Origin of the sequence: Streptomyces sp. NPDC012466 (genome assembly GCF_042955215.1) — a bacterium.
In the GTDB taxonomy this organism is placed as follows: domain Bacteria; phylum Actinomycetota; class Actinomycetes; order Streptomycetales; family Streptomycetaceae; genus Streptomyces.
In genome coordinates this window covers 191451-216165 of sequence record NZ_JBIBEQ010000006.1, presented here as the reverse complement: position 1 = coordinate 216165, position 24715 = coordinate 191451, and the positions used below count along the sequence as shown (strand labels likewise).

Here is a 24715-nt window from a genome sequence, read left to right as displayed (position 1 = left end):
TCCCCCGCCTTCATCCCCGCCACCCCCCACCGCACCCCCGTCCCCCTCCCGCCCACCCCTCCCACCGGGCGATACGCGTGCTAAGGAGCCCGCGATGAGCGACATGATCACGGCGGACCTGGTCGATCTCGACCTCTCCGCCGACACCAAGGAAGCGGCGGCGCGTGCCCTCGCCGAGCGCATGGTGGCCCTGGGCCGGGTGACCGACCTGGACGGCTTCCTCGCCGACGTGGCCGCCCGCGAGGCCCAGATGCCGACCGGCCTCGACGGCGGCATCGGCATCCCGCACTGCCGCAGCGCGCACGTCACCGAGCCGACGCTCGCCTTCGGGCGCAGCGCCGACGGCATCGACTTCGGCGCCCCGGACGGCCCCGCCGACCTGATCTTCCTGATCGCCGCGCCGGCCGGCGCCGACGACGCGCACCTGACGATCCTGTCGTCGCTGGCCCGGCAGTTGATGAACAGCGAGTTCACCGACGCCCTGCGCGCGGTGAGCGACGCGCCGGCCGCGGCGGCCCTGATCCGCGGCGACGAGCCGGACGCACCCGCACCGGCGGGTTCCCAGGACACCGTGGCGTCGGCGGGAGCGGCCTCTCCCGCCGCCGCCACGGTCACCGACGACACCACCGCCGAAGAGCCGTCCGCCGAGCGCCCGTTCCGTATCGTGGCCGTCACCTCCTGCCCCACCGGCATCGCCCACACCTACATGGCGGCCGAGTCGCTGGAGAACGCCGGCCGGGAGGCGGGCGTCGAACTCACCGTCGAGCCGCAGGGCTCGGCCGGATTCACCCGGCTCGACCCGCAGGTCATCGCGGCGGCGGACGCCGTGATCTTCGCTCACGACGTGCCCGTGCGGGAGAAGGAGCGGTTCGCCGGCAAGCCCACCGTCGACGTCGGTGTGAAGGCGGGCATCAACCGCGCCGCCGAACTCATCGCCGAGGTCCGTGAGAAGGCCGCCCGCGGTGAGGTCACCTCCGGATCCGCCCCGGCCACTCCGGTGGAGCGCTCCGGCGACTCCGGCGAGGGCTACGGCACCAAGCTGCGCAAGTGGCTGATGTCCGGCGTCAGTTACATGGTGCCCTTCGTCGCGGCGGGCGGTCTGCTGATCGCCCTCGGCTTCGCGATCGGCGGCTACAAGATCAACAAGGCGCCGTCGGTGATGGACCACTTCCTGTGGACCCAGGCCGACAGCTGGGCCGCGCTGCTCTTCCAGATCGGCGGCGTCGCCTTCGGCTTCCTCGTCCCGGTCCTGGCCGGCTACATCGCCTACGGCATGGCCGACCGGCCCGGCATCGTCCCCGGGTTCGTCGGCGGCATGATCGCGTTCAACATCAACGCCGGCTTCCTCGGCGGCCTGGCGGCCGGTCTGATCGCCGGCGGCGTGGTCATGGCGATCCAGAAGGTGAACGTCCCGGCGGCGCTGCGCGGCATCATGCCCGTGGTGGTGATCCCGCTGATCTCCGCGGCGATCGTCGGATTCCTGATGTTCGTCGTCATCGGCAAGCCCATCGCCGAGGCGCAGAAGGGCATGACCGACTGGCTGAACGGCCTGTCCGGCAGCAACGCCATCCTGCTCGGCACCCTCCTCGGCCTGATGATGTGCTTCGACCTCGGCGGCCCCGTCAACAAGGTCGCCTACACCTTCGCCACGGCCGGCATCGCGGTCGCCAGCCCCAGCGACTCGGCCATGAAGATCATGGCCGCGGTGATGGCGGCCGGCATGGTCCCGCCGCTGGCCATGGCCCTCGCGACGACCGTGCGCGGCAAGCTCTTCACCCCGACCGAGCGCGAGAACGGCAAGGCCGCCTGGGTGCTCGGCGCCTCCTTCATCTCCGAGGGCGCGATCCCCTTCGCGGCGGCCGACCCGCTGCGCGTCATCCCGGCCTCCATGGCGGGCGGCGCGGTCACCGGCGCCCTGTCGATGGCCTTCGGCGCCACGCTGCGCGCCCCGCACGGCGGCATCTTCGTGGTCCCGCTGATCGGCAACGCGTTCCTGTACCTGGTCGCCATCGCCGCGGGCGTCTGCGTCACGACGGCCCTCGTCGTCGTCCTGAAGGGCATGCGCAAGCCGGCCCCGGGCACCGCACCGGCCTCCGGTGAGGACGGCGCGGTCCGGTCGGCGGAGACGAAGCAGCCCGTCGCGGCGTGAAGCCGCTGAAGCGGTGGAGGTTCGCCCCTTTCGGGGCGTGTGAACCGTTCATGCCACCTGCGAGATAGATCACGAAAATCACGGCCCGGGACCGAAGTCCCGGGCCGTGGTGTCTACTGGGGCGCATGCCCGAGCACGTCTCCCGGTGGCCCGAGGGCCACCCGCTCCCCGCCCTCCCGCAACAGCGGCAGACGGGCTCCCGGTCGGAGTCCGTGGAACTGACCACGGAGGAGAGAGCCGCCTTCGCCGAGCTGGTACGCCAACTCGGCGACAGGCTCTAGCTCACGACAGCTGCGCCGCTCGCCGCTCCATCGCCTCGCGTGCCGCGTCCTCGCTGGTGTACACCTCGCACATGTGCCGCCCGTCCGGCGTCGCCGTGTGCTCGACCTCCCAGAGGGAGACCTCCTCGCCGTCGCGCAGCAGGAACGCGTGCTCGTAGAGCGAGAAGCCCAGCCCCGCCCGGCCCGCGCGGCACGGCCGGCCGAAGGCCTGGGTGATCTGGTGCCCCGACGCCGTGGCCAGCAGGGCCGCCGTGTCCGCGCCCGGCCGGTCCGCGTTCTCCGCCCGGCGCAGTAACCTGCGCGCGTGGTCCGCCGAGTCCTCCGCGGCGTACGCGTGCCGGGGCGAGGGGACCGGGGACAGCTGCACCGACACCGGCAGTTCGAAGTCCAGGGTGTCCGGCGGCAGCGGCAGCCGCGTGGTGGCGGCGCGCAGCTCCTCCTCGTCCACGTACACCTCGTGCTGCGGTTCGCTGCCCGGCGCGGTGTTGTGGACGAGCTCCCACAGGGTGAGCGCCGAACCGTCGGCCAGCAGCCACGTGTGCCGGTAGGTCTCCCGGTGCAGGCCCGCGCTGTGGTGCGCGGAGTGCAGCGAACCGTCGTGCGCCAGCGCGCAGTCCAGGCGCCTTATCGTCTCGTCCGGTAGCTCGAAGGAGTTCAGGGCGCGGCCGAGGAGTCGCGCGAGGTGCTCCTCCGGAGACTCGGGCGAGTCGTGGGGTTCGTACGCTGCCGTCTCGTACGGAACGCTCAAGGTTTCTCCCGGCGTTGCTGCATGTCACCTTGTGGGTGCATACCGTAGCCCCTCGGTCGGACATCATGTCCGGGAACCGAGAAAACGTACGTCCGGGAAAACGCGCGGGCCGCGCGAAAAGTTCCCGCGCGGCCCGGCCGGTTCGTCAAAATCCCCAGATGGGGCGATCTTTCAGATGGTCATACGGACCGTCAGGAAGCGCTGTCCGCGACCCACTGGCTCCACGCCATGTTCCATCCGTTGAGCCCGTTGTCCGGCGCCACCGTCTTGTCGGGGGAGTTCTTCACGACGACCACGTCACCGATGAGGGAGTTGTCGTAGAACCACTTGGCGGGCGTGCTGCCCCCCGCGCCGCGGACGTCCGCGAGGCCGACGCAGCCGTGGCTGGTGCCCTGACGGCCGAAGGGCGGGTTGCCCTTGTTGTACCAGTAGTTGCCGTGGAGGAACGTCCCCGACGTGGTCAGGCGCATCGCGTGCGGCACGTCCGGGATGTCGTACTCGCCGCCCATCCCGACCGTGCGGCTGTTCATCCGCGTCTGCACGAACTTCTCGGAGATCACCATCTGCCCGTTGTACGTGGTGTGCTCCGGGTCGCCCGCCGAGATCGGGACCGTCTTGATGGTCTTGCCGTCCCGGACGACCGTCATGGTCTGGGTGTTGACGTCGACCGTGGAGACCTGCGAACGGCCCACGGTGAAGGTGACCGTCTTCTTCTGCACCCCGTAGACGCCGTTCGCGCCCTCGACCCCGTCCAGGTCGATCTTCATCGTGACCTTGGAGCCAGCCTTCCAGTACTCCTGCGGCCGGAAGTCCAGCCGCTGCCCGTTGAACCAGTGCCCGACGACCTTCTGCCCGCTGCTGGACGTCACCGTGATGTGCGACTGCACGTCCTTGCGTTCGGTGATGGCCTTGTCGAAGGTGAACGACACCGGCATGCCCACACCGACCGTCGTGCCGTTGTCCGGCGTGTACGTCCCGATGAAGCTGTTGGACGTCGTCACCGTCGTGAAGATCGAGTTGGCCGCGGCGGTCCTGCCGTCGGCGTCCTTGGCGGTCGCCGATATCTGGTACTTCGTCCCGCGCTCCAGCTGTTCCTTCGGCTTCCAGACCTTGCCGTCGGCGGAAACGGAGCCCGCGACCGTCTGATCGCTGCCCGCGACCGTCATCTTCACGTCGGTCAGCTTCCCGTCGCTGACCTTCACGCCGGTGGTGTTGATGGACGCTCCGGTCGAACCGTCCTGCGCCGAGATGGCGATCTTCGCGACGGACGTCTTGGTGCCGCCGTTGCCGCTCTTCTCGTCGTCCTTGGCGTTGGCGCTGCCACCGCAGGCGGTGAGCGTCAGGGCGCCGACCATCAGGGCGGCACAGGCCCCCAGAGTGCGCCGCGCTGAAATGTTCGGCGTTGTCACGGGCTGCTCCCAGTTCGTGTGATGTTGCGTGATCCGCTCCAGTACGTGAGGGAAGAGGGGCCGGGGAACCGGTCGGGTTCCGTCCGTTCCCCATGGAGGCCGTCGCGTGACAGAACCGCGACAAATTCCGGTGCCGCTGTGGATCCGCTGTGCGCCGCAGGCCTGTTCAGCGGCCCGCGTACAACTCCCCGTACGACGGCCACGCCCCGCCGGGACCGTCGACCGGCTCCGCGGCCCGTACGGCCCGCACGATCGCGCGCGTCACCATGTCCGCGCCCGCCGCGAGGATCTCGTTCAGGGCGAGCGGGTTCGCGGCGTCCAGTGCGCGGTCCCCTGTCGCCAGCGTGAACACCGTGTCCCCGTCGTTGAGCAGATGCACCGGACGCACCGCCCGGGCGATGCCGTCGTGCGCCGTGCCGGCCAGCTTCTGCGCCTGCGCCTTCGTCAGATCAGCGTCCGTGGCCACCACCGCCAGCGTGGTGTTGAGCGGGGGCGGCGCGCTCCGCGCGGCCGTCTCGGCGAGACGCCGCCGCGCGGCCGCGTGGACCTCCGCCTCCGGATACTCCACCCGCCCCTGGAACAACTCCCCGTACAGCACCCCCGTTTCCGGATCCACCGTCGACCCCGCCGCGTTGGCCACCACCAGCGCGGCCACCGTGATCCCCGAGCCGAGCACCGTGCTCGCGCTGCCGATGCCGCCCTTCACCACCCCGGTCACCGCTCCCGTGCCCGCGCCCACGCACCCCTGCGCCACGGGAGCGCCGAGCTCGCTCGCCGCGGCCGCCTCCACCGCGGCCCGGCCGGTCGCCGCGTCCGGCCGGGCCCGGAAGTCTCCGCCCCGCCCCAGGTCGAAGACGCAGGCGGCGGGCACCACCGGCACGACATGCGCAGGGTCGGCCCCGACACGGATCCCGCGCCCACGTTCCTCCAGCCAGGCCATCACCCCCGACGCCGCGTCGAGCCCGTACGCGCTGCCGCCGGTCAGTACGACCGCCTCCACCTTCCGCACCACGTTGCGCGGGTCCAGCGCGTCCGTCTCCTTGGTGCCGGGCCCGCCGCCCCGCACGTCCACGGCGGCCACGGCCCCGCCCTCCGGGGTGAGCACGACCGTGGTGCCGGTGAGCCAACCGTCGCCGGTGCGTGTCGCGTGCCCCACCCGCAGGCCGGCGACATCCGTCAGTGCGTCAACTGTCATGGGCCACAGTGTCGTCCAGCCACCGGCCCCGGCGGGCGCAGCGCCCGGTCGGTGCCGCGTCAGCCCGATGACGTCCACGGGGGCGGGGCCGCGGGTGCCCTCACCCGGTCCGCGTCACCGGCCCGCTGTCCCGGGCGGCCGGGCGGGCGGCCAGGGTCTCTCCGGCCACCACCGACAGCGCGCAGACCACACCCGCCGCGAACACCGCCCAGTGGCCCAGGAACGTGCAGCAGATCACCAGCAGCGCCGTCGTCGGCAGCACCAGCTGCTGGGTGATGCCCCGCTTGAAGTGGCGCGAGTGCAGGGCCCACACCGTGAGCAGATACAGGGCCGTCGGCAGGGTCACGGCCGCCGACGCCGCCAGCGTGGAGATGTGCGCCGCGCCGACGGTCTGCTCCACCGCCACCTCCAGCCCGGCCCCGATCGCCGCCGCCGAGGCGAACACCAGGTAGTGGCCGTAACCCCACAGGAACGCCTGCCGGTTGGTGCGCAGATGGCCGTGGATGGGCACCACGAAGTAGATCCACCACGCGGCGAAGACGACCAGCAGCCCGCCCGCCGCGATGGGGAGGAGCTCGCCCAGCGCGTCGTTCTCGTCGATGCCGGACTTCACCGCGACCGTGGCCGCGGCGATCGTCTCGCCGAGCACGATGATGGTGAACAGCCCGTACCGCTCCGCGATGTGACGGGGATGCCAGGGCGTCGTGTATCCACGCTCCGCGAAGGGCGGGACGCACATCTCCAGCAGTGCCATCACCAGGAACCACCAGGGCCGCGCCCCCTCGGGCAGGAGCAGCAGCCCCAGCCAGCCGACCTGGCACGCCAGCACACCGCCGGCGTAGCGCAGGGCCGTCGTGCGCTCCCGGCCCTCGCCGGAGCGGGCCGCCCGCAGCCACTGCGCCGCCATGGCCACCCGCATGATCACGTAGCCCAGCCAGACCACGAGGAACTCGTGCTCCTCGAACGCCCGCGACACCCCCGCGGCGAGGACCAGCACACCCGCGATCTGCACCAGCGTGACGACCCGGTAGAGCACGTCGTCGTTGTCGTACGCCGAGGCGAACCAGGTGAAGTTCATCCACGCCCACCACAGGGCGAAGAACACCATCGCGTAGTCGACGATCCCCTGGCCCGCGTGCCCCTCGGCGACGGAGTGCACCAGCTCCATGCCCGCCTGCGCGACGGCCACGACGAAGCACAGGTCGAAGAAGAGCTCCAGCGCCGAGGCCGTTCGGTGCGCCTCGTCGCGGCCACGGGCCCGGAGCCGGCGCAGCGGTCCCCTCCCGCCGGGCGCGCCGGAGGGGACGGGCGGGGGAGCGGGGCTGGCAGTCATGCGTCCCAGCAGAGCAGAAGGCGCGGGGAATTTCTCCGCGACCGTACCCTGGTTGCATGAGTACCGTCCCCGGCCCCGAGCCGCGCGAGCCGAAGCCCGCGCTGGTCTTCGACGACCCGCTCGACCAGCAGTCCTCCGACGACACCGACCGGGGCTGGGGCGAGCGCACCGAGTCCGGCGGCAGTGCGGCGGACCTCAAGCGCTTCCTCGACGAGAAGCCGCCCCACCACCTCTGAGCCGCCCGCCGCGCGGCTAGCGCCGGTCGTGCCCCGAGCCGCGCTGGGCGACCAGGGCGTCCCGGATCTCCTTCAGCACCTCCAGCTCGGTCACCTCGAGGACCTCCTGCGCGCCCTCCTTCGCCTTCCGGCGGGTCTCCTGACGGGCCAGGTACTTCGACATGGGCAGGACCATCAGGAAGTAGACGACCGCCGCGGTGATCACGAAGCTCAGGGCGGCGCCGAGCACGGACCCCCACAGGATCCGGATGCCCTGCTCGCCCTCGCAGGTCGAGCTCAGGCACGAGCTGTAGTGGTCGAGGTTCTTGGTCCCGATCGCTCCGACGACCGGGTTGATGATCCCCTTCACCAGGGCGTTGACGATGTTGGTGAAGGCGGCACCGATCACCACCGCCACCGCCAGGTCGACGACGTTCCCGCGCATCAGGAAGGCCTTGAAGCCCTGCCAGACGCTCGGCTCCTTCATCTCGCTCACCTCGGGGCCTCTCCTCGTACAAGCAGCTTGTGGAACAAAACGCTCCGCAACCTACGTCACCGTTGGGCCGAACCGAGCAACCAGGTCCCTCTAACGAGGACCTTGACGAGATCATGCACGCGATCACCACAGCGTCACCGCCAACCGTGCCGTGGCGCTCGCACCGGCCAGCCTCGCCGCGGTGGCCCGCGGCACCGACAGCACGACCAGCGCCCCGCCGTCGCCCTCCACCGGCTCCGGCACCTTCGTGACCCTTGCGCCGCGGGCGACCACCCGGGCATCGCCGCCCGATACCGTCTCCTCGGCGGCGATGACGTCGACCCGGTCGCCGGGCCGCAGCAGCCGCACGGTGGCCGCGTCGGAGATCCGGATCGGAGCCGTCACCGGCCCCGCGGCACCGCCCGGGTGCGCGGGCCGCTCCCCGGACGCCGAGGCCGTGTGGGCGGGAGGACGAGGGGGATGACCACGGGCCCCGTCGGCATCGCGTGGGCCCGCCGCCACGAGCGCCGTCGCGGTGACGGCGAGTCCGGCCGCCACGGCCCGCCGCCGGTGCCGTAGGAGCCGGCCGGGCCGGTGGCCGCCGCGAACCCGGACCGGATCGAACCGCGGCACCTCACGGGTCGCGGGCACCTCGGCGCCGGGCGGGCACGGGGCGACGGACCAGGAGGGAGACGAGGGGACGACCGAGGATCGAGCGAGGGACACGGAGACCACCACCTGCGACGAGGGACCGGCTTGCGCTCCCCACGATGGGGCCTCCCGCCGCCGCCCGCTCGGGCCTGTGGACCCATCGACGGTCTGTGGACAACTCCCTCACCCGAACGGCGACTTCCGGCTCCCGCGCGGGCACCTGCCTCGACGTTCTTCCGGCGATGCGAACCCTTACGGCAGAGCGAATCCCGGATCCATGCCGCCCAGCGCACTCACACACAGGCAGTCCCGCTCGCCCTCGCCGGGCAACCCGGCCACCGCGTCGAACAGCACGCCCCGAAGCCGGTCCACATTCGCCGCGAACACCCGCAGCACCTCGTCGTGCGAGACGCCCTCCCCGGTCTCCGCACCCGCGTCGAGGTCGGTGACCAGGGTCAGGGACGTGTAGCAGAGCTCCAGCTCACGGGCGAGCGCCGCCTCGGGATGGCCGGTCATGCCCACCACCGACCAGCCCTGCGCCTGGTGCCACAACGATTCGGCGCGGGTCGAGAAGCGCGGCCCCTCGACGACGACCAGCGTCCCGCCGTCCACCGGCTCCCAGTCCCGGCCGCGTGCCGCCTTCAGTGCGACGGCCCGCCCGGCGGGGCAGTAGGGGTCGGCCAGCGACACGTGCACCACGTTCGGCACCGAGCCGTCGGGCAGCGGCAGGCCGTCGAAATAGGTGCCCGCGCGGGACTTGGTGCGGTCGACCAGCTGGTCCGGCACCAACAGCGTGCCCGGCCCGTACTCGGGGCGCAGGCCGCCCACGGCGCAGGGGGCGAGGACCTGGCGCACGCCGACCGAGCGCAGCGCCCACAGGTTGGCGCGGTAGTTGATCCGGTGCGGCGGCAGGTGGTGGCCCCGTCCGTGCCGCGGCAGGAAGGCGACCCGCCGGCCGGCGACCTCACCGAGGAAGAGGGAGTCGCTCGGCGGCCCGTACGGGGTGTCGACCTGGATCTCGGTCACGTCGTCGAGGAAGGAGTAGAACCCCGAGCCGCCGATGACGCCGATCCCGGCGCCGCCCCTGTCCGTCACGTTCGCCTTGTTCGCCATGCCCGCACCCTAACCGCACGCGGAAACACCGAGGACCCCGTCGCCCCGAGGGCGACAGGGTCCCGTAAGAATCAGGCCTTACGCGGCGGTGGTGCTGCTGCTGGAGGAGCTGCCGGTGCTCGACGACGTGCTCGAACCGGAGCTCGACGAGCCGGAGTCCGAGGACGACGAACCGGAAGACCCGGTGCTCGACGACTTCGCCGCCGGGGAGCTGCTCGACGAGGAGCCGCGGCTGTCGTTCCGGTAGAAGCCGGAGCCCTTGAAGACAATGCCGACCGCCGAGAACACCTTCTTCAGGCGGCCCTTGCACTGGGGGCACTCGGTGAGGGCGTCGTCGGTGAACTTCTGCACCGCCTCGAGGCCTTCGCCGCACGCGGTGCACTGGTACTGATAGGTGGGCACTGTCTTCCTCCTGGCACTCTCACTCGATGAGTGCTAACGACGATCCATAGTGACGTATTCCGGCCGCTCAGTCCACTGCCACCGGCACGCGGTGACCCACGCCACGTGCGACCGTCCGGCCGTGGCCCCGCGCCGCGAGCCGGGAACGCAGGGCCAGGAGGGTCACCAGGGCCAGCACCGTGCCGCCCATGGGCACCAGGAAACCGGCGCCCGACCAGAACCGGTCCTCCAGCTGTCCGGCGGCGGTGACGGCGGCGGCCTGGCCGAGCGCGACCGCTCCGGTCAGCCAGGTGAAGGCCTCGGTGCGGGCACCGGCCGGGACCAGGCTCTCGACGAGGGTGTAGCCGGTGATCAGGGCGGGCGCGATGCACATGCCGACCAGCAGGCCGAGGCCGGCGAGGACCGGCACCGAGTGGGCGGCCCACAGGCCCGAGGCGGTGAGGGCGAGCGCCGTGTAGCCGACGACCAGGCGGCGCTGCGGGGCCGCCTTCCAGGCGATCGCGCCGCAGACCACGCCGGAGAGCATGTTGCCCGCGGCGAAGACGCCGTAGAGGACGCCGTTCAGGCCCGGCTCGCCGATCGACTCGGTGAACGCGGCCAGCGACACCTGCATGCCGCCGAAGACGGTGCCGATGCCCAGGAAGGTCACGATCAGCACGCGGACCCCGGGGACGCGCAGTGCCGAGACGGGCTCCACGCGCGCGTGCCCGCTCGGGGCGACCGAGGGCTGGGTGCTCTTCTGCGCGGCGAACAGCAGACCGCCGAGCAGGGTCAGCGACGCCTCCGTGACGAGTCCGGCGGCCGGGTCGACGGCCGTGCACAGGGCGGTGGCCAGCAGCGGTCCGACCACGAAGGTCAGTTCGTCGGTGACGGACTCGAAGGCCGCCGCGGTGGTCATCAGCGGCGAGTCCTTGAGCTTCACGCCCCAGCGGGCCCGCACCATCGGGCCGACCTGCGGCACCGAGGCGCCGGTCGGCACGGCCGCCACGAACACCGCCCACAGGGGCGCGTCCAGCAGCGCGAGCGCGGTGAGCGTCAGCCCGGACAGCGCGTGCAGCAGCACTCCGGGGATCAGCACGATCCGCTGCCCGTAGCGGTCGGCGAGGCGGCCGCTGTAGGGCGCGAACAGGGCCATGGAGACACCGGTGACGGCCGCGGCGGCGCCCGCCGCTCCGTACGAGCCGGTGGTGTGCTGCACCAGCAGCACGATGGAGATGGTCAGCATCGCGAACGGCTGGCGTGCCGCGAAACCGGGGAGCAGGAACGTCCAGGCGCCGCGGGTGCGCAGCAGCCGGCCGTATCCCGGGCGGGCGGAAGCCGGCGGGTTCTCCGACGCCTTCGAGGTGACCGTGGACTCCACGGCCCGTGCCTTTCTGCCGCCTGGTAGCGCGCCCCGTGACGGGCGGCGCCGAGAGCTGTCCTCTTGCGCGGAACTGCGGTAGATGCCGGGGCCCGGTGAGGAGGGGTGTCCCGACCGCCATACGGTCGCGCCAGCTCTGCGTCAGGCAGAGTTGGTTCGATCTGGGTAACGCCTTCATCGTACAGGGATCAAGGGGTGGCGTGCCTGTGAAAGTGAGCACCATGGACCGCCCGTCCTGCAAATCCCAAACCGTGTGAAATGCCCCTCACCGGCTCGCCCCGTCCGTGCCCAGCCAGCCGGCCAGCTTGCCGCCGTGTCCCACGGCCCGCAGCCGTTTCTCGGTGGCGTCCCGGACGGGGTCCGTGGCGATGACGAGGAGCTCGTCCTCGCGCTGCAATATCGTCGTCGGCAGCGGGACGAAGGACTCGCCCCCGCGCACGATGAGCGTCACGGCGGCGCCGTGCGGCAGCCGCAGTTCGGCCACCTCCACGCCGTGCATCTTCGATCCGCCGGGGATCGCCACGGACAGCAGATGCCCGCGCAGCCGCTCCAGCGGCGCCGACTCGATACCGAGGTCGGCGGCCTCCGAGCCGTCCCCGAGGCGCAGCTTGCGGCCCAGCCAGGGCAGCGTCGGCCCCTGGACCAGGGTGTAGACGACGACCAGCACGAAGACGATGTTGAAGATCCGGCGGCTCGCCTCGACGCCCTCCACCATGGGGATCGTCGCCAGGATGATGGGCACGGCCCCGCGCAGCCCCGCCCAGGACATCAGGGTCTGCTCCTGCCACGGCACCCGGAACGGCGACAGGCACAGGATCACGCTCAGCGGCCGCGCCACCATGGTCAGCACCAGCCCGATGACCAGGGCGGGCACGATGTCGTCGCCCAGTTCGTGCGGTGTGACCAGCAGGCCGAGCAGGACGAACATGCCGATCTGGGCCATCCAGCCGAGGCCGTCGGCGAACCCGCGCGTGGCCGGCCAGTGCGGCAGCCGCGCGTTGCCCATCGCCATCGCGGCGAGGTACACCGCGAGGAAGCCGCTGCCGTGGGCCAGCGCGCCCGCCGCGTACGCCACGACGGCGATGGCCATGACGGCGATCGGGTAGAGGCCGGAGGCGGGCAGCGCCACGTGCCGCAGGCCCCAGGCGCCCAGCCAGCCCACCGCGAGACCGATGGCCGCGCCGATGGCCAGCTCCAGCAGGATCACGCCCAGCAGCACGTACCAGTGCTCCACCGGGCCCGCCGTGGACAGGGACACCACGAGGATGACGACCGGGGCGTCGTTGAAGCCGGACTCCGCCTCCAGCGTGCCCGTCACGCGCGCGGGCAGCGGGATCTTGCGCAGCACGGAGAACACCGCCGCCGCGTCGGTCGAGGAGACGACCGCCCCGATGATCAGCGCCTGCCGCCACTCCAGCCCGATCAGGTAGTGCGCGGCCGACGCCGTGACCCCGACACTCACCGCGACACCGGCCAGCGCCAGTGCCGTGGCGGAAGGCAGGGCCGGTTTGATCTCCTTCCACTTCGTGCCCAGACCGCCCTCCGCCAGGATCACGACCAGGGCCGCGTATCCGATGACCTGGGTCAGTTCGGCGTTGTCGAAGTGGATGTCGCCCACGCCGTCCTGGCCCATGGCGACGCCGATCCCCAGGTACACGAGCAGGCTGGGGAGCCCGCTGCGCGAGGAGATCCGTACCGCTGCGACGGCGACGAGCAGGACGAGCGAGCAGACGAGCAGGAGCTGGTTGAGGTGGTGAACAGTCAGCGGCCGAATCCTTCCCTGGCCCGCACGCACCCGCGCGTGGGCTCACGTACATCGCACATGACGCTGTGGCGCACCGCGCCAACTACTTCGTTACCTTACCTAACTCTTGACGATTTCTTGACGTTTCCGAGGGTCAGATCGAACGTCAGTCCGCGCCGGTTCCCGACTCCGCGTCAAGGGGCGCAAGGCCCTGCGCCTATCGTTGCTCCAGCGCTCAGTTAAAAGCACAGCCGAACCTGCCGCTCGCGTTAGGACAGCAAGGACAGCGATGCCCCCCAACACCACCGCCTCCACGGGTCAGCAGCCCGGCAAGTCCGGCAGGAGAAAGGGGCGCAAAGCCCGCCTTATCGTGCTCGTCCTGGTGCTGGCCCTCATCGGGGGCGTGGCCTACGGGTCGTACTGGTCCATCAGTACCGTCCGGGCCTCCTTCCCGCAGACCAAGGGCACCCTCACCCTGAAGGGCCTCTCGGGTCCCGTCGAGGTCAAACGCGACAACTACGGCATCCCGCAGATCTACGCCTCCTCGGACGCGGACCTGTTCATGGCGCAGGGCTACGTCCAGGCGCAGGACCGGTTCTACGAGATGGACGTCCGCCGCCACATGGCCTCGGGACGGTTGTCGGAGATGTTCGGCAAGAGCCAGGTCGACAACGACGAGTTCCTGCGCACCCTCGGCTGGGACCGGGTCGCCAAGCAGGAGTACGACACCAAGCTGTCGGCCACCACGAAGAAGTACCTCCAGGCGTACGCCGAGGGAGTCAACTCCTACCTCCAGGGCAAGGACGGCGAGGACGTCTCCCTGGAGTACGCGGCGCTGGGCTTCACCAACGACTACAAGCCGCAGCGGTGGACCCCGGTCGACTCGATCTCCTGGCTGAAGGCGATGGCCTGGGACCTGCGCGGCAACATGCAGGACGAGATCGACCGCGCCCTGCTGACCAGCCGCCTCGGCCCGAAGCAGATCGCTGACCTGTACCCGCGGTACCCGTACAGCCGGAACAAGGCCATCGTCCAGGAGGGCCAGTACAACGAGCTGACCCAGGCGTTCGAACAGGGCGGCACGAGCGGCACGTCCGGCACGAGCGGGACCGGTGGCACCTCCACCGGCACCGCGGGCACGGCGTCCGGCGGCTCCGGCACGTCGGGCACCGCCTCGGGCACGTCCGGTACGGCCGGCACGAGCGGCACCGCCTCCGGCGCTTCGGGCACCGCGGGTCTGGACAGCCAGCTCGGCGGCCTGACCCGGGTCCTGGACGACCTCCCGCCGGCCGTCGGCGTCAACGGCGACGGCATCGGCTCCAACTCCTGGGTCGTGGGCGGGGAGCACACCATCACCGGCAAGCCGCTGCTGGCCAACGACCCGCACCTGTCGCCCTCCCTGCCGTCGGTCTGGTACCAGATGGGCCTGCACTGCCGCAGCGTCTCCAGCACGTGCCAGTACGACGTCAGCGGCTACACCTTCGCCGGTATGCCGGGCGTGATAATCGGTCACAACCAGGACATCGCCTGGGGCATGACCAACTCCGGAGTCGACGTCACGGACCTCTACCTGGAGAAGATCACCGGCAACGGCTACCTCTACGACGGCAAGGTCAAGCCCTTCGAGACCCGTGAGGAGACCATCAAGGTCGCCGGCGGCGAGCCGAAGAAGATCGTCGTCCGCGAGACCAACAACGGGCCCCTGCTGTCCGACCGCGACGAGGAGCTCGTGAAGGTCGGCAAGAAGGCCACCGTCGACACCGCCGCACCCGACAGGGGCGACGGCTACGGCGTCGCGCTGCGCTGGACCGCCCTGCAGCCGGGCACCACGATGGACGCGGTCTTCGCCATGGACAAGGCGAAGAACTGGACCGACTTCCGCAAGGCCGCCGCGCAGTTCGAGGTGCCCTCGCAGAACCTGATCTACGCGGACACCGAGAACCACATCGGCTACACGCTGCCGGGGAAGATCCCCACGCGCGCGAAGAGCGACAACGGCTCCATCCCGGCGCCCGGATGGGACCCGGAGTACCGCTGGACCGGGTACCTCAAGCAGGACCAGCTGCCCTACGAGTACGACCCGGAGCGCGGCTACATCGTCACCGCCAACCAGGCCGTGATCGACCCGGACAAGTACCCGTACACGCTGACCACCGACTGGGGCTACGGCGCGCGCAGTCAGCGGATCACCGACCTGATCCAGTCGAAGATCAAGGACGGCGGCAAGATCTCCACGGACGACATGCGCCAGATGCAGCTGGACAACAGCAGCGAGATCGCCCGGCTGCTGGTGCCCACGCTGCTGAAGATCGACCCCGGGAACAAGGACGTCCGCGAGGCGCAGAAGCTCCTGGAGGGCTGGGACTACACCCAGGACGCCGACTCGGCGGCAGCGGCCTACTTCAACGCCGTCTGGCGCAACATCCTCAAGCTCGCCTTCGGCAACAAGCTGCCGAAGGAGCTGCGTCCCAGGGGCCAGTGCCTGTGGGTCGAGCCGGTCAACACCACCGGCCCCGCCGACGAGGCCGAGAAGGTCCGCGAGTGCGGTCAGCGCGACCCCGACAAGGCGCAGCCGGACGGCGGCGACCGCTGGTTCGAGGTGGTCCGGGGGCTCATGAACCAGCCGGACAGCGACTGGTGGAAGACGCCCAAGGTGAGCAAGAGCCGCCCCGGCGCCGACAACCGCGACGACCTGTTCAAGCGGGCCATGATCGACGCCCGCTGGGAGCTGACCGCCAAGCTCGGCAAGGACATCGACTCCTGGAGCTGGGGCCGGCTGCACCGCCTGTTCCTGAAGAACCAGACCCTCGGCACCGCGGGCCCCGAGTTCATCCGGTACGCCCTCAACCGCGGTCCCTGGGAGCTCGGCGGCGGCGAGGCCACGGTCAACGCGACCGGCTGGAACGCGGCCGGCGGCTACGGGGTGGTGTGGGTGCCGTCCATGCGGATGGTGGTGAACCTCGGCGACCTCGACAAGTCCCGCTGGATCAACCTCACCGGCGCCTCCGGGCACGCCTACAGCGCCCACTACGTCGACCAGACCGACAAGTGGGCCGACGGCGAACTGCTGCCCTGGTCCTTCTCGGACCAGGCGGTCGAGAAGAGCACGGCCGACAAGCTGGTGCTCAAACCGTGAGCCGCTGACACCGGCAGCCGAAGGGCCCTCCACGCACGCGTGGAGGGCCCTTTCGCGTCAGGACTCCCGCGGGAACCTCCGCACCCCCGACGGTGTGACCACCGCGTGCACCGGCCGGTCGTGCGGCTCCTCCGGGACGTGTTCGACGACCTCGGAGTCGTACAGCAGCACCACCAGGGCGGGGTGGGCGCCCGCCCGCTCCAGCCGTGCCAGGACCCGGTCGTACGAGCCGCCGCCCCGCCCGAGCCGCATCCCGCGCGCGTCGACCGCGAGCCCCGGCAGCAGCACGGCGTCGGCGGTGGTCACGGCGTCCGGCCCGAGGCGCTCGCCCGCGGGCTCCAACAGCGCCATCCGGCCACCGTGCCGGATCCGCGCGAGCGAGCCCTCACCCCGGTACTCGCCCCAGTCCAGGTCGTTGTCGGGCAGCAGGGCCGGCAGCAGCACGCGCACGCCCCCGGCGCGGAGCGCGTCCAGGAGCGCGAGCGTCCCCGGTTCACTCCCCACCGAGACGTACGCAGCCACTGCCCGGGCCCGCGCCAACTCGGGCAGCTCCAGCGCTCGCCCGGCCAGCGCGGCCGACGTTTCCCGCAGGTCATCCGCCGTCAACCTGCTTCTCACCGCGAGGATCTCGCGCCGCAAACTCCGCTTGTCAGGCTCGCCCGGACGTGCGATAGGCCTCAATGGTTGCTCCCGTACTATGGCAATACGCTCATATGAGCGCCTATGAACCGGAGCCGCAGATTCCATGCAAAGGCACCGGATAGGGTGGCGCACATGACTCAGCACCCTCGGATCAGCAAGGCTGTCATTCCCGCAGCAGGCCTCGGCACCCGGTTCCTTCCGGCCACCAAAGCCACTCCCAAGGAGATGCTGCCGGTCGTGGACAAGCCCGCGATCCAGTACGTGGTCGAGGAGGCGGTCGCCGCGGGTCTCGACGACGTCCTCATGGTGACGGGCCGCAACAAGCGCCCCCTCGAGGACCACTTCGACCGCAACTACGAGCTGGAATCGGCGCTGCAGAAGAAGGGCGACGCCGGCCGTCTCGCCAAGGTGCAGGAGTCCAGCGACCTCGCGACCATGCACTACGTGCGCCAGGGCGACCCCAAGGGCCTCGGCCACGCCGTCCTGTGCGCCGCCCCGCACGTGGGGGACGAGCCCTTCGCGGTCCTCCTCGGCGACGACCTCATCGACCCCCGCGACCCGCTGCTGCAGCGCATGGTCGAGGTCCAGGAGCAGCGCGGCGGCAGCGTCATCGCGCTCATGGAGGTCGCCCCCGAGCAGATCCACCTCTACGGCTGCGCCGCCGTGGAGACCACCGAGGACAGCGACGTCGTCCGGATCAGCGGCCTCGTCGAGAAGCCCGACCCGGCCGACGCCCCGTCCAACTACGCCATCATCGGCCGCTACGTCCTCGACCCGCACATCTTCGGGATACTGCGCCGGACCGAGCCGGGCCGCGGCGGCGAGATCCAGCTCACCGACGCCCTCCAGCAGCTCGCCGAGGACGAGAAGATCGGCGGCCCCGTGCACGGCGTCGTCTTCAAGGGCCGCCGCTATGACACCGGCGACCGCGGTGACTACCTGCGTGCCATTGTCCGACTCGCATGCGAACGTGAAGACCTGGGCCCGGACTTCCGGACCTGGCTTCGCAGTTACGTAGCCGAGGAGATGTAGCACGTTGAGCAGCGCCGCGCCCCACGTCACCGGCCAGGACCACTTCGGCCCCGACCACCTGTGGTCGGTGGACGAGCACCTGGAGGACATCCTCGCCACCGTCCGGCCCCTGGAACCCATCGAGCTGAACCTGCTCGACGCCCAGGGCTGCGTCCTCGTCGAGGACATCACGGTGCCGGTGTCCCTGCCGCCCTTCGACAACAGCTCGATGGACGGTTACGCGGTACGGGTCGCGGACGTGGCCGGCGCGAGCGAGGAGTTCCCGGCGGCCCTGGAGGTCGTCGGGGACGTCGCCGCGGGCCAGGCCGAACTGCTCCATGTGGGCCCCGGCCAGGCCGCCCGCATCATGACCGGCGCCCCGCTGCCGCCCGGCGCCGAGACGGTCGTGCCCGTCGAGTGGACCGACGGCGGGCTCGGCGAGGGCCCGGTGCACGGGATGCGCGCCCGCAGCCTCGGCCCCGAGGGCGCCACGGGGCATGTGCACGTGTACCGCCCGGCCGAGGCACGCGCGCACGTGCGCGCCAAGGGCAGCGACGTGAAGGCCGGCGACCGCGCCCTGGAGGCCGGCACGATCCTCGGCCCGCCCCAGATCGCCCTGCTCGCAGCGATCGGCCGCGGCACCGTCCGCGTGCGCCCGCGCCCGCGCGTGGTGGTGGTCTCCACCGGCAGCGAACTCGTCCAGCCGGGCACGGATCTGGGCACCGGCCAGATCTACGACTCCAACAGCTTCGCCCTCACCGCCGCCGCCCGCGACGCCGGCGCCATCGCCTACCGCGTGGGTGCCGTCACCGACGACGCCGAGATCCTGCGCTCCACCATCGAGGACCAGCTGGTCCGCGCCGACCTGATGGTCACCACGGGCGGTGTGAGCGTCGGGGCGTACGACGTCGTCAAGGAGGCGCTCTCCCACGTCGGCGACGAGGACGAGGCCGGCAGCGGCATCGACTTCCGCAAGCTCGCCATGCAGCCCGGCAAGCCCCAGGGCTTCGGCTCCATCGGCCCCGACCACACCCCGCTGCTGGCCCTGCCCGGCAACCCGGTGTCGTCGTACGTCTCCTTCGAGCTGTTCGTCCGCCCCGCGATCCGCACCCTCATGGGGCTGAAGGACGTCCACCGCCCCACGACCCGGGCGACCCTGACGACCGACCAGGCGCTGACCTCCCCGAAGGGCCGCCGCCAGTTCCTGCGCGGCACGTACGCCGACGGCAAGGTCACCCCGGTGGGCGGCGCCGGATCCCATCTGATCGCGGCCCTCGCCCACGCGGACGCCCTGATCGCCGTCCCCGAGGACACGGTCTCCGTCGAGCCCGGCACCGAGGTCGAGGTGGTCCTGCTCGGCTGAGAGGCGCTGGTTGGGGGTACCGTGTCGCGCACAACAGGCCCGTGCGCCGCACCGCGACGGGCCCGGACCGGGAGCGCCACACAGCATGAGCACGCAGGACCCACCCCCGCACGACGGCCGTACGCCGGACCGGCTGACGCACATCGACGAGGCGGGCGCCGCCCGCATGGTCGACGTGTCGGAGAAGGACGTGACCGCGCGCACCGCCCGCGCCAGTGGACGCGTTCTCGTCTCGCCCCGCGTGATCGAGTTGCTGCGCGGCGAGGGCGTCCCCAAGGGCGACGCCCTCGCGACCGCGCGGATCGCCGGGATCATGGGCGCCAAACGCACCCCCGACCTGATCCCGCTCTGTCACCCGTTGTCGGTGTCCGGTGTGAAACTGGACCTGTCGGTCGCGGACGACGCCGTGGAGATCCTGGCCACCGTGAAGACGACGGACCGCACGGGTGTCGAGATGGAGGCCCTCACCGCGGTCTCCGTCGCCGCGCTCACCGTGATCGACATGGTCAAGGCGGTCGACAAGGGAGCGGTCATCACGGACGTACGGGTGGAGGAGAAGACGGGCGGCAAGTCGGGCGACTGGAGCCGGGCATGACCTATCGCGCTCTCGTCGTCACGGCCTCGAACCGTGCCGCCGCCGGGATCTACGAGGACAAGGGCGGCCCGCTGATCTCCGACGGCCTGAAGGGCTTCGGCTTCGAGGTCGACGGCCCCCAGGTCGTCCCCGACGGGGGCCCGGTGGAGGCCGCCCTGCGCGCCGGGGTGGACGCCGGCTACGACGTCATCGTCACCACGGGCGGCACGGGCATCTCGCCCACCGACCGCACCCCCGAGGCCACCCGCCGCGTGATCGACCACGAGGTGCCGGGCATCGCCGAGGCGATCAGGGCCTTCGGCCGGGAGAAGGTGCCGACCGCGGCGCTCTCCCGGGGCCTGGCCGGAGTGGCGGGCGGGACACTGATCGTGAATCTGCCCGGCTCCAGCGGCGGCGTGAAGGACGGTCTCGCCGTCCTGGAGCCGCTGCTCGTGCATGCCGTCGACCAGCTCCGGGGCGGCGACCACCCCAGACCCGGCAGTGGGGGTGCGAGCTGAACAGCCCATCCTGGCCCGTGGAGCTGGTGGACGGTGACATCGTCCTCCGGCCGATAAAGCTGCGCGACCAGCGGGCGTGGCGTGAGGTCAACCGGCGCAACCGCGACTGGCTGCGCCCCTGGGAGGCGACGATCCCGCCGCCCACGCCCGGTGGGCCGATGGCGCACCGCCCGACCTTCCGCCAGATGGTCCGCCATCTGAGGTCGGAGGCGAACGCGGGCCGGATGCTGCCCTTCGTCATCGAGTACGAGGGGCGGCTGGTCGGGCAATTGACGGTCGCCGGGATCACCTGGGGCTCGATGTGCTCGGGGCACGTCGGTTACTGGGTGGACGAGTCGGTGGCCGGCCGCGGGGTGATGCCGACGGCGGTGGCGCTCGTCGTCGACCACTGTTTCAGGGCTGTCGGGCTGCACCGCATCGAGGTGTGCATTCGCCCGGAGAACGGGCCCAGCCGCCGGGTCGTGGAAAAACTCGGATTCCGTGAGGAGGGCCTGCGGCCGCGATATCTTCACATCGACGGGGCCTGGCGCGACCATCTCGTCTTCGCGCTCACGGCGGAAGAGGTCCCGGACGGACTGCTGAGGCGCTGGCACCGGGCACGATCGCAGAGTAATCCGGGAATGCGGCACCACCCCGGAAATTGAATAAGTGTTCGAAATTGATCGGTCGGTGACCGTCTCGGGGCAATGAATTCCCGGCCCGAGCGGTCTGCTGATCGCATCGGTCACAAGAAAAGTTCGAAATATCAGCCAGATCGTGCGACACACCGGCTCAATTGGCAGATGGCCTCACGCAAACCCCTCTACGGTGTGAGGCGTGAGCAGCAGCGGCCTCATCTACGCAGTCATCGTCGGGGCCTGGGCCGCCTACTTGGTGCCGATGTGGCTCCGTAGGCAGGACGAGCTGAACGAGGCCCGTCCGACGGAACGCTTCAGCACCGCCATCCGGCTGCTGTCCGGACGGGCGGGAATGGAGCGCCGGTACGCCAAGGACCTGCGGGCCCGCTCCGCCGACGAGGGGGAGCAGGGCGCCGACGACCTGGACGCCGTCACCGACTCGGTGGACGTCCGGGCCTTCGCCGTGTCCAAGACCCGTCCGCAGACCCAGGCACCCGTACCGTCGCCCGCCCCCGAGCAGCCGGCCCGCCCGACGGCGCCCGAACCCCCGGCCCGTCAGTCGCCCGCACCCCAGGCGGCGCGTACCGGGCGTCCCCGGGAGCGGGTCCCCGCCGCCCGGCGCGGCGCCTCGGCGCAGGCGGACCAGGCGGCCGCAGCGCGTGCCCGGCGCTCGAAGGTGCTCGCGCGCCGCCGGCGCACCACCATCATGCTGTTCCTCGCCTTCACCCTCGGCGCGATCGTCGCCGCGGTGGGGGGACTCGCGTTCCTGTGGGCACCCGGCGTGCCCGCGGTCATGCTCAGCGTCTACATCGCGTACCTCCGCTCCCAGGAGCGGCGCCGCTTCACCTACCAGATGGACCGCCGGATGGCCGAGGCCGCGGCCCAGCGCCTGCGGGAGCGGCAGCGCCAGCCCCGCCGGCGTCCCGTCGCCGACGAGGAGATCGACGAACCGGAGGAGGGACCCGGGCCGGTGACCGACCCCGGCCTGTCGGCCCTCGCGGCGGACCGGCGCGCCCTCGTCGAGCAGACCGACCACGCGGAGTGGGTCGACCAGCAGCGCGAGCGGCAGCGGCGGCCCGGGCAGGGCGGCGACAGCTGGGAGCCGGTGCCGGTGCCCCTGCCGACGTACGTGACGGCGCCGGTCGCGCCGCGGGCCACCAGCGACGTCGACCTCGGCGCCCCCGACACCTGGAGCTCGGCCCGGTCGAGCACCGTCGCCCCGGACGAGGACGACGACTCCGGCGCCGCCGACCACCCGGGCGAGCCGGACCACCCCGCCCAGGAGGACACGGGCGACGGCGACGGCCGCACCGACGCCCGGAGGGCGGCCTCCGCCCGGCGGGCCCGGGAGCGCGGCCGTACCCCCCTGTTCGACCAGTACGAGGACGGCGAGCGTCCCCGGGCCGCCAACGAATAGGGCCACGAAGCCGCAGGTGACCGGCCCTCGGGAACGGATTTCCAAGCAGGCCGATCGGGGTGCTAAAGTTTCACTCGTTGCAAGGGCCTGTGGCGCAGTCCGGTAGCGCACCTCGTTCGCATCGAGGGGGCCAGGGGTTCAAATCCCCTCAGGTCCACGCAGCTCAGAGCCCCGGTCGGGATTCCCGACCGGGGCTCTGACGTGTGTTCAGCGTCACACGGGGCTTCACGGATCTCTTGCCCTGGTTCCGCCGCCTCGGCGCGGCGGGACCGGCTCGGTGACCGCCTGGTGGCGCGGCCGGGACAGCGCGCCGCGTGACAAGGGCCCCGGGCGCGGCCGCCGCTGAGCCCTTGTCAGCCGGGTGCGTCAGAGCCGCTTCGCGAAGCAGCGGCTCGCGTCGTGGAAGCGGTAGTAGCCGAACTTGGCGCACGGCTCGTAGCCGCTGGACGTGTACAGGGCTATGGCCTCCGGCTGCTTGGTGCCGGTCTCCAGGACCATGCGGACGCGGCCCGCCTCGCGGGCGTCCTCCTCCAGGGCGGCCAGGATGCGGCGGGCCAGGCCCCGGCCCCGCATGCCGTCGATCACATACATGCGCTTGAGCTCGGCGTCGCCGTCGAGGTTGCCCTCGTCGTTGGCGTCCCGGGCGCGCCAGCCGCCCGAGGCGACGGGGGTGCCGTCCTCGTCGTACGCGATCAGGTAGACGCCGTTCGGCGGGGCGAAGTCCGCGGCGGCCATGGGCGTGGCGTCGCCGTCGTCCCCGTAGCGGACGGCGTACTCGGCCTGGACCTGGTCGTTCAGCTTCATGGCGTCGGGGTGGTCGAAGGAGACCCGGCGGATGTGCATGGCCGCTACCGTATTCGATCCGGAACTGGACCTCGTCCAGCGTGCCGGTATCGTGCCGGGGTGCTCACTGTGACCTCTGTGAATGTGAACGGGCTGCGTGCCGCCGCGAAGAAGGGTTTCGTGGAGTGGCTCGCACAGACCGAAGCCGACGTGCTGTGCCTCCAGGAGGTGCGCGCCGAGCCGGAGCAGCTGCCCGGGCACGTCCGGGAGCCCGAGGGGTGGCACGTGGTGCACGCGCCGGCCGCCGCCAAGGGGCGGGCCGGGGTGTCCCTGTACAGCCGCCGTGAGCCCGACCGGGTGCGGATCGGCTTCGGCTCCGCCGAGTTCGACGGCAGCGGGCGGTACGTGGAAGCGGACCTGCCGGGGGTCACCGTCGCCTCGCTGTATCTGCCCTCCGGGGAGGTCGGCACCGAGCGCCAGGACGAGAAGGAGCGCTTCATGGGCGAGTTCCTCGCCCATCTGAAGGGGCTGCGGGAGCGTGCCGCCGCCGAGGGGCGCGAGGTGCTGGTCTGCGGCGACTGGAACATCGCCCACCAGCGGGCCGACCTGAAGAACTGGCGGGGCAACACCAAGAACTCGGGGTTCCTGCCGGAGGAGCGGGAGTGGCTCGGGCGGGTCCTCGACCCGGCCGACGGCGGGTACGTGGACGTCGTCCGCGCCCTGCACCCGGACACCGAGGGGCCCTACTCGTGGTGGTCGTACCGCGGGCGGGCCTTCGACAACGACACGGGATGGCGCATCGACTACCACGTGGCCACCCCGGGGCTGGCCGAGCGGGCGGTCAAGGGGTTCGTGGAGCGCGCCGCGACGCACGCCGAGCGGTGGTCCGACCACGCGCCGGTGACCGTCGTCTACGACCGTTAGGGCTTGTGCATCCTGCGGTCCAGCGCCAGGGACAGTTCCGCCTCCACCACGCTGCGGGCCAGCGGGCGCAGGCGGGGCAGGTCCTGCGCGGAGGCGTGCCGCAGGACCAGGTCCGCGAAGAGGCCGGCCAGGGCGTCGGCGTGGGCCCGGACCTCCTTGGCCGCGCCGAGGACCTCCGCGAGGGGGATGCCCTCGCGGACCAGGGCCGCGGAGACGTCCAGGAGGCGGCGGCTGATGTGGACGATCTCCTCGCCGTCGGTGCCGAGGTAGCCGAGGTCCATCGCGGCGGCGAGGTTCTCCGGAGTGGCCTCGCCGGCGAAGTGGTCGGCGAGTTCCTCGGGGGTGAGGTGGACCGGCTCCTCCTCGGTGGGGCCGCCGACGCCGAGCAGGTCGCCGACGTCCCGGCCGTGGTCGAAGGCCTCGGCCAGTTCCGCGATGCCACTGAGGGTGTGGCCGCGCTCCAGCAGGGCCGTGATCGTGCGCAGCCGGGCCAGGTGGTGGTCGTCGTACCAGGCGATGCGGCCCTCGCGCCGGGGTGGCGGGATCAGCTTGCGTTCGCGGTAGAAGCGCAGGGTGCGCACCGTGATCCCGGCGAGGCGGGCCAGCTCTTCCATGCGGTATTCACGCTTCTCGGCCACCTGGGCACCTTAAGGCG

The 24715-nt window shown here is 71.5% G+C and carries 24 protein-coding genes and 1 tRNA gene; 12 read left to right on the top strand and 13 right to left on the bottom strand.

What is annotated here, in order from left to right; translation table 11 throughout:
• Positions 1-94 precede the first annotated feature (94 nt).
• Both ACFY9E_RS23035 and ACFY9E_RS23030 read left to right on the top strand, forming a co-directional pair.
• Complete coding sequence (locus ACFY9E_RS23035) at positions 95-2149, top strand: fructose-specific PTS transporter subunit EIIC (RefSeq protein ID WP_390987092.1); 2055 nt, start codon at positions 95-97, stop codon at positions 2147-2149.
• 125 nt (positions 2150-2274) lie between these two features.
• Positions 2275-2430, top strand: a complete 156-nt coding sequence (locus ACFY9E_RS23030) for a hypothetical protein (protein WP_283973995.1) — start codon at positions 2275-2277, stop codon at positions 2428-2430.
• 1 nt (position 2431) lies between these two features.
• Here the strand turns inward: ACFY9E_RS23030 and ACFY9E_RS23025 are convergent, their stop codons facing one another.
• The 4 genes from ACFY9E_RS23025 to ACFY9E_RS23010 all read right to left on the bottom strand — a co-directional run bounded on the left by ACFY9E_RS23025 (position 2432) and on the right by ACFY9E_RS23010 (position 7115).
• Positions 2432-3178, bottom strand: coding sequence for a DUF6227 family protein (locus tag ACFY9E_RS23025; RefSeq protein WP_390987089.1), 747 nt, complete (start codon positions 3176-3178; stop codon positions 2432-2434).
• Between the two features lie 191 nt (positions 3179-3369).
• Positions 3370-4587 carry an Ig-like domain-containing protein gene (locus ACFY9E_RS23020; protein WP_390987087.1) on the bottom strand — a complete coding sequence of 406 codons (1218 nt, stop codon included), beginning with the start codon at positions 4585-4587 and terminating at the stop codon, positions 3370-3372.
• Between the two features lie 166 nt (positions 4588-4753).
• Positions 4754-5782: a P1 family peptidase gene (locus ACFY9E_RS23015; protein WP_390987084.1), complete on the bottom strand. Its 1029-nt coding sequence runs from the start codon at positions 5780-5782 to the stop codon at positions 4754-4756.
• A 100-nt stretch (positions 5783-5882) separates the two neighbouring features.
• Positions 5883-7115, bottom strand: a complete 1233-nt coding sequence (locus ACFY9E_RS23010; protein WP_390987081.1) for a low temperature requirement protein A — start codon at positions 7113-7115, stop codon at positions 5883-5885.
• A gap of 56 nt (positions 7116-7171) precedes the next feature.
• Between ACFY9E_RS23010 and ACFY9E_RS23005 the strand changes: the two genes are divergently transcribed.
• Complete coding sequence (locus ACFY9E_RS23005) at positions 7172-7351, top strand: hypothetical protein (RefSeq protein WP_390987079.1); 180 nt, start codon at positions 7172-7174, stop codon at positions 7349-7351.
• A gap of 16 nt (positions 7352-7367) precedes the next feature.
• On the opposite strand, the gene mscL is transcribed toward ACFY9E_RS23005, so the two are convergent.
• From mscL to ACFY9E_RS22975, 6 genes are all read right to left on the bottom strand, one after another.
• Positions 7368-7817 carry a large conductance mechanosensitive channel protein MscL gene (gene mscL / locus ACFY9E_RS23000; protein ID WP_390987612.1) on the bottom strand — a complete coding sequence of 150 codons (450 nt, stop codon included), beginning with the start codon at positions 7815-7817 and terminating at the stop codon, positions 7368-7370.
• Between the two features lie 132 nt (positions 7818-7949).
• Positions 7950-8456, bottom strand: a complete 507-nt coding sequence (locus ACFY9E_RS22995) for a hypothetical protein (protein ID WP_390987610.1) — start codon at positions 8454-8456, stop codon at positions 7950-7952.
• A gap of 252 nt (positions 8457-8708) precedes the next feature.
• Positions 8709-9569 (bottom strand): S-methyl-5'-thioadenosine phosphorylase, encoded by an 861-nt coding sequence (locus tag ACFY9E_RS22990; protein WP_390987076.1) that lies wholly within the window; start codon positions 9567-9569, stop codon positions 8709-8711.
• A gap of 78 nt (positions 9570-9647) precedes the next feature.
• Positions 9648-9971, bottom strand: coding sequence for an FmdB family zinc ribbon protein (locus tag ACFY9E_RS22985; protein WP_390987074.1), 324 nt, complete (start codon positions 9969-9971; stop codon positions 9648-9650).
• 67 nt (positions 9972-10038) lie between these two features.
• Complete coding sequence (locus tag ACFY9E_RS22980) at positions 10039-11331, bottom strand: MFS transporter (RefSeq protein ID WP_390987071.1); 1293 nt, start codon at positions 11329-11331, stop codon at positions 10039-10041.
• Between the two features lie 265 nt (positions 11332-11596).
• A complete protein-coding gene (locus ACFY9E_RS22975; RefSeq protein ID WP_390987069.1) occupies positions 11597-13126 on the bottom strand; it encodes a potassium/proton antiporter in 1530 nt (509 codons plus the stop codon).
• Between the two features lie 238 nt (positions 13127-13364).
• Here ACFY9E_RS22975 and ACFY9E_RS22970 point away from each other — a divergent pair, with 238 nt between their 5' ends.
• A complete protein-coding gene (locus tag ACFY9E_RS22970; RefSeq protein ID WP_390987066.1) occupies positions 13365-16211 on the top strand; it encodes a penicillin acylase family protein in 2847 nt (948 codons plus the stop codon).
• A 57-nt stretch (positions 16212-16268) separates the two neighbouring features.
• Here the strand turns inward: ACFY9E_RS22970 and ACFY9E_RS22965 are convergent, their stop codons facing one another.
• Positions 16269-16817 carry a 5-formyltetrahydrofolate cyclo-ligase gene (locus tag ACFY9E_RS22965; RefSeq protein WP_390987064.1) on the bottom strand — a complete coding sequence of 183 codons (549 nt, stop codon included), beginning with the start codon at positions 16815-16817 and terminating at the stop codon, positions 16269-16271.
• A gap of 168 nt (positions 16818-16985) precedes the next feature.
• Between ACFY9E_RS22965 and galU the strand changes: the two genes are divergently transcribed.
• From galU to ACFY9E_RS22930, 7 genes are all read left to right on the top strand, one after another.
• The gene (gene galU, locus ACFY9E_RS22960; RefSeq protein ID WP_390987062.1) at positions 16986-17885 is read left to right on the top strand and encodes a UTP--glucose-1-phosphate uridylyltransferase GalU; all 900 of its coding nucleotides are present in this window, start codon (positions 16986-16988) and stop codon (positions 17883-17885) included.
• A 4-nt stretch (positions 17886-17889) separates the two neighbouring features.
• Positions 17890-19227: a gephyrin-like molybdotransferase Glp gene (glp, locus tag ACFY9E_RS22955; protein WP_390987060.1), complete on the top strand. Its 1338-nt coding sequence runs from the start codon at positions 17890-17892 to the stop codon at positions 19225-19227.
• Between the two features lie 85 nt (positions 19228-19312).
• Positions 19313-19822: a cyclic pyranopterin monophosphate synthase MoaC gene (gene moaC, locus ACFY9E_RS22950; protein WP_390987057.1), complete on the top strand. Its 510-nt coding sequence runs from the start codon at positions 19313-19315 to the stop codon at positions 19820-19822.
• Entirely contained in the window at positions 19819-20319 is a 501-nt protein-coding gene (locus ACFY9E_RS22945; protein WP_390987054.1) for a molybdenum cofactor synthesis domain-containing protein, read from the top strand. The genes moaC and ACFY9E_RS22945 overlap by 4 nt, the downstream gene beginning before the upstream one ends.
• The gene (locus ACFY9E_RS22940; protein ID WP_390987608.1) at positions 20316-20963 is read left to right on the top strand and encodes a GNAT family N-acetyltransferase; all 648 of its coding nucleotides are present in this window, start codon (positions 20316-20318) and stop codon (positions 20961-20963) included. The genes ACFY9E_RS22945 and ACFY9E_RS22940 overlap by 4 nt, the downstream gene beginning before the upstream one ends.
• 172 nt (positions 20964-21135) lie before the next feature.
• Complete coding sequence (gene glpR, locus ACFY9E_RS22935) at positions 21136-22353, top strand: gephyrin-like molybdotransferase receptor GlpR (protein ID WP_390987051.1); 1218 nt, start codon at positions 21136-21138, stop codon at positions 22351-22353.
• Between the two features lie 83 nt (positions 22354-22436).
• Positions 22437-22510 (top strand) — tRNA-Ala (locus tag ACFY9E_RS22930).
• 209 nt (positions 22511-22719) lie between these two features.
• Here ACFY9E_RS22930 and ACFY9E_RS22925 read toward each other — a convergent pair.
• A complete protein-coding gene (locus ACFY9E_RS22925) occupies positions 22720-23196 on the bottom strand; it encodes a GNAT family N-acetyltransferase (RefSeq protein WP_390987049.1) in 477 nt (158 codons plus the stop codon).
• A 60-nt stretch (positions 23197-23256) separates the two neighbouring features.
• Between ACFY9E_RS22925 and ACFY9E_RS22920 the strand changes: the two genes are divergently transcribed.
• Complete coding sequence (locus ACFY9E_RS22920; protein ID WP_390987048.1) at positions 23257-24060, top strand: exodeoxyribonuclease III; 804 nt, start codon at positions 23257-23259, stop codon at positions 24058-24060.
• Here the strand turns inward: ACFY9E_RS22920 and ACFY9E_RS22915 are convergent.
• Positions 24057-24698, bottom strand: a complete 642-nt coding sequence (locus ACFY9E_RS22915) for a MerR family transcriptional regulator (protein ID WP_390987046.1) — start codon at positions 24696-24698, stop codon at positions 24057-24059. The two genes, ACFY9E_RS22920 and ACFY9E_RS22915, sit on opposite strands and share 4 nt — an antisense overlap.
• Between the last annotated feature and the right edge of the window lie 17 nt (positions 24699-24715).

Coding starts and splice junctions, on each gene's coding strand:
- ACFY9E_RS22945 (WP_390987054.1), top strand. CDS start 19,819: ATGACCTATCGCGCTCTCGTCGTCACGGCCTCGAACCGTGCCGCCGCC.
- ACFY9E_RS22970 (WP_390987066.1), top strand. CDS start 13,365: ATGCCCCCCAACACCACCGCCTCCACGGGTCAGCAGCCCGGCAAGTCC.
- mscL (WP_390987612.1), bottom strand. CDS start 7,817: ATGAAGGAGCCGAGCGTCTGGCAGGGCTTCAAGGCCTTCCTGATGCGC.
- ACFY9E_RS23030 (WP_283973995.1), top strand. CDS start 2,275: ATGCCCGAGCACGTCTCCCGGTGGCCCGAGGGCCACCCGCTCCCCGCC.
- ACFY9E_RS22925 (WP_390987049.1), bottom strand. CDS start 23,196: ATGCACATCCGCCGGGTCTCCTTCGACCACCCCGACGCCATGAAGCTG.
- ACFY9E_RS22990 (WP_390987076.1), bottom strand. CDS start 9,569: ATGGCGAACAAGGCGAACGTGACGGACAGGGGCGGCGCCGGGATCGGC.
- ACFY9E_RS23010 (WP_390987081.1), bottom strand. CDS start 7,115: ATGACTGCCAGCCCCGCTCCCCCGCCCGTCCCCTCCGGCGCGCCCGGC.
- galU (WP_390987062.1), top strand. CDS start 16,986: ATGACTCAGCACCCTCGGATCAGCAAGGCTGTCATTCCCGCAGCAGGC.
- ACFY9E_RS23035 (WP_390987092.1), top strand. CDS start 95: ATGAGCGACATGATCACGGCGGACCTGGTCGATCTCGACCTCTCCGCC.
- moaC (WP_390987057.1), top strand. CDS start 19,313: ATGAGCACGCAGGACCCACCCCCGCACGACGGCCGTACGCCGGACCGG.
- ACFY9E_RS23005 (WP_390987079.1), top strand. CDS start 7,172: ATGAGTACCGTCCCCGGCCCCGAGCCGCGCGAGCCGAAGCCCGCGCTG.
- ACFY9E_RS23015 (WP_390987084.1), bottom strand. CDS start 5,782: ATGACAGTTGACGCACTGACGGATGTCGCCGGCCTGCGGGTGGGGCAC.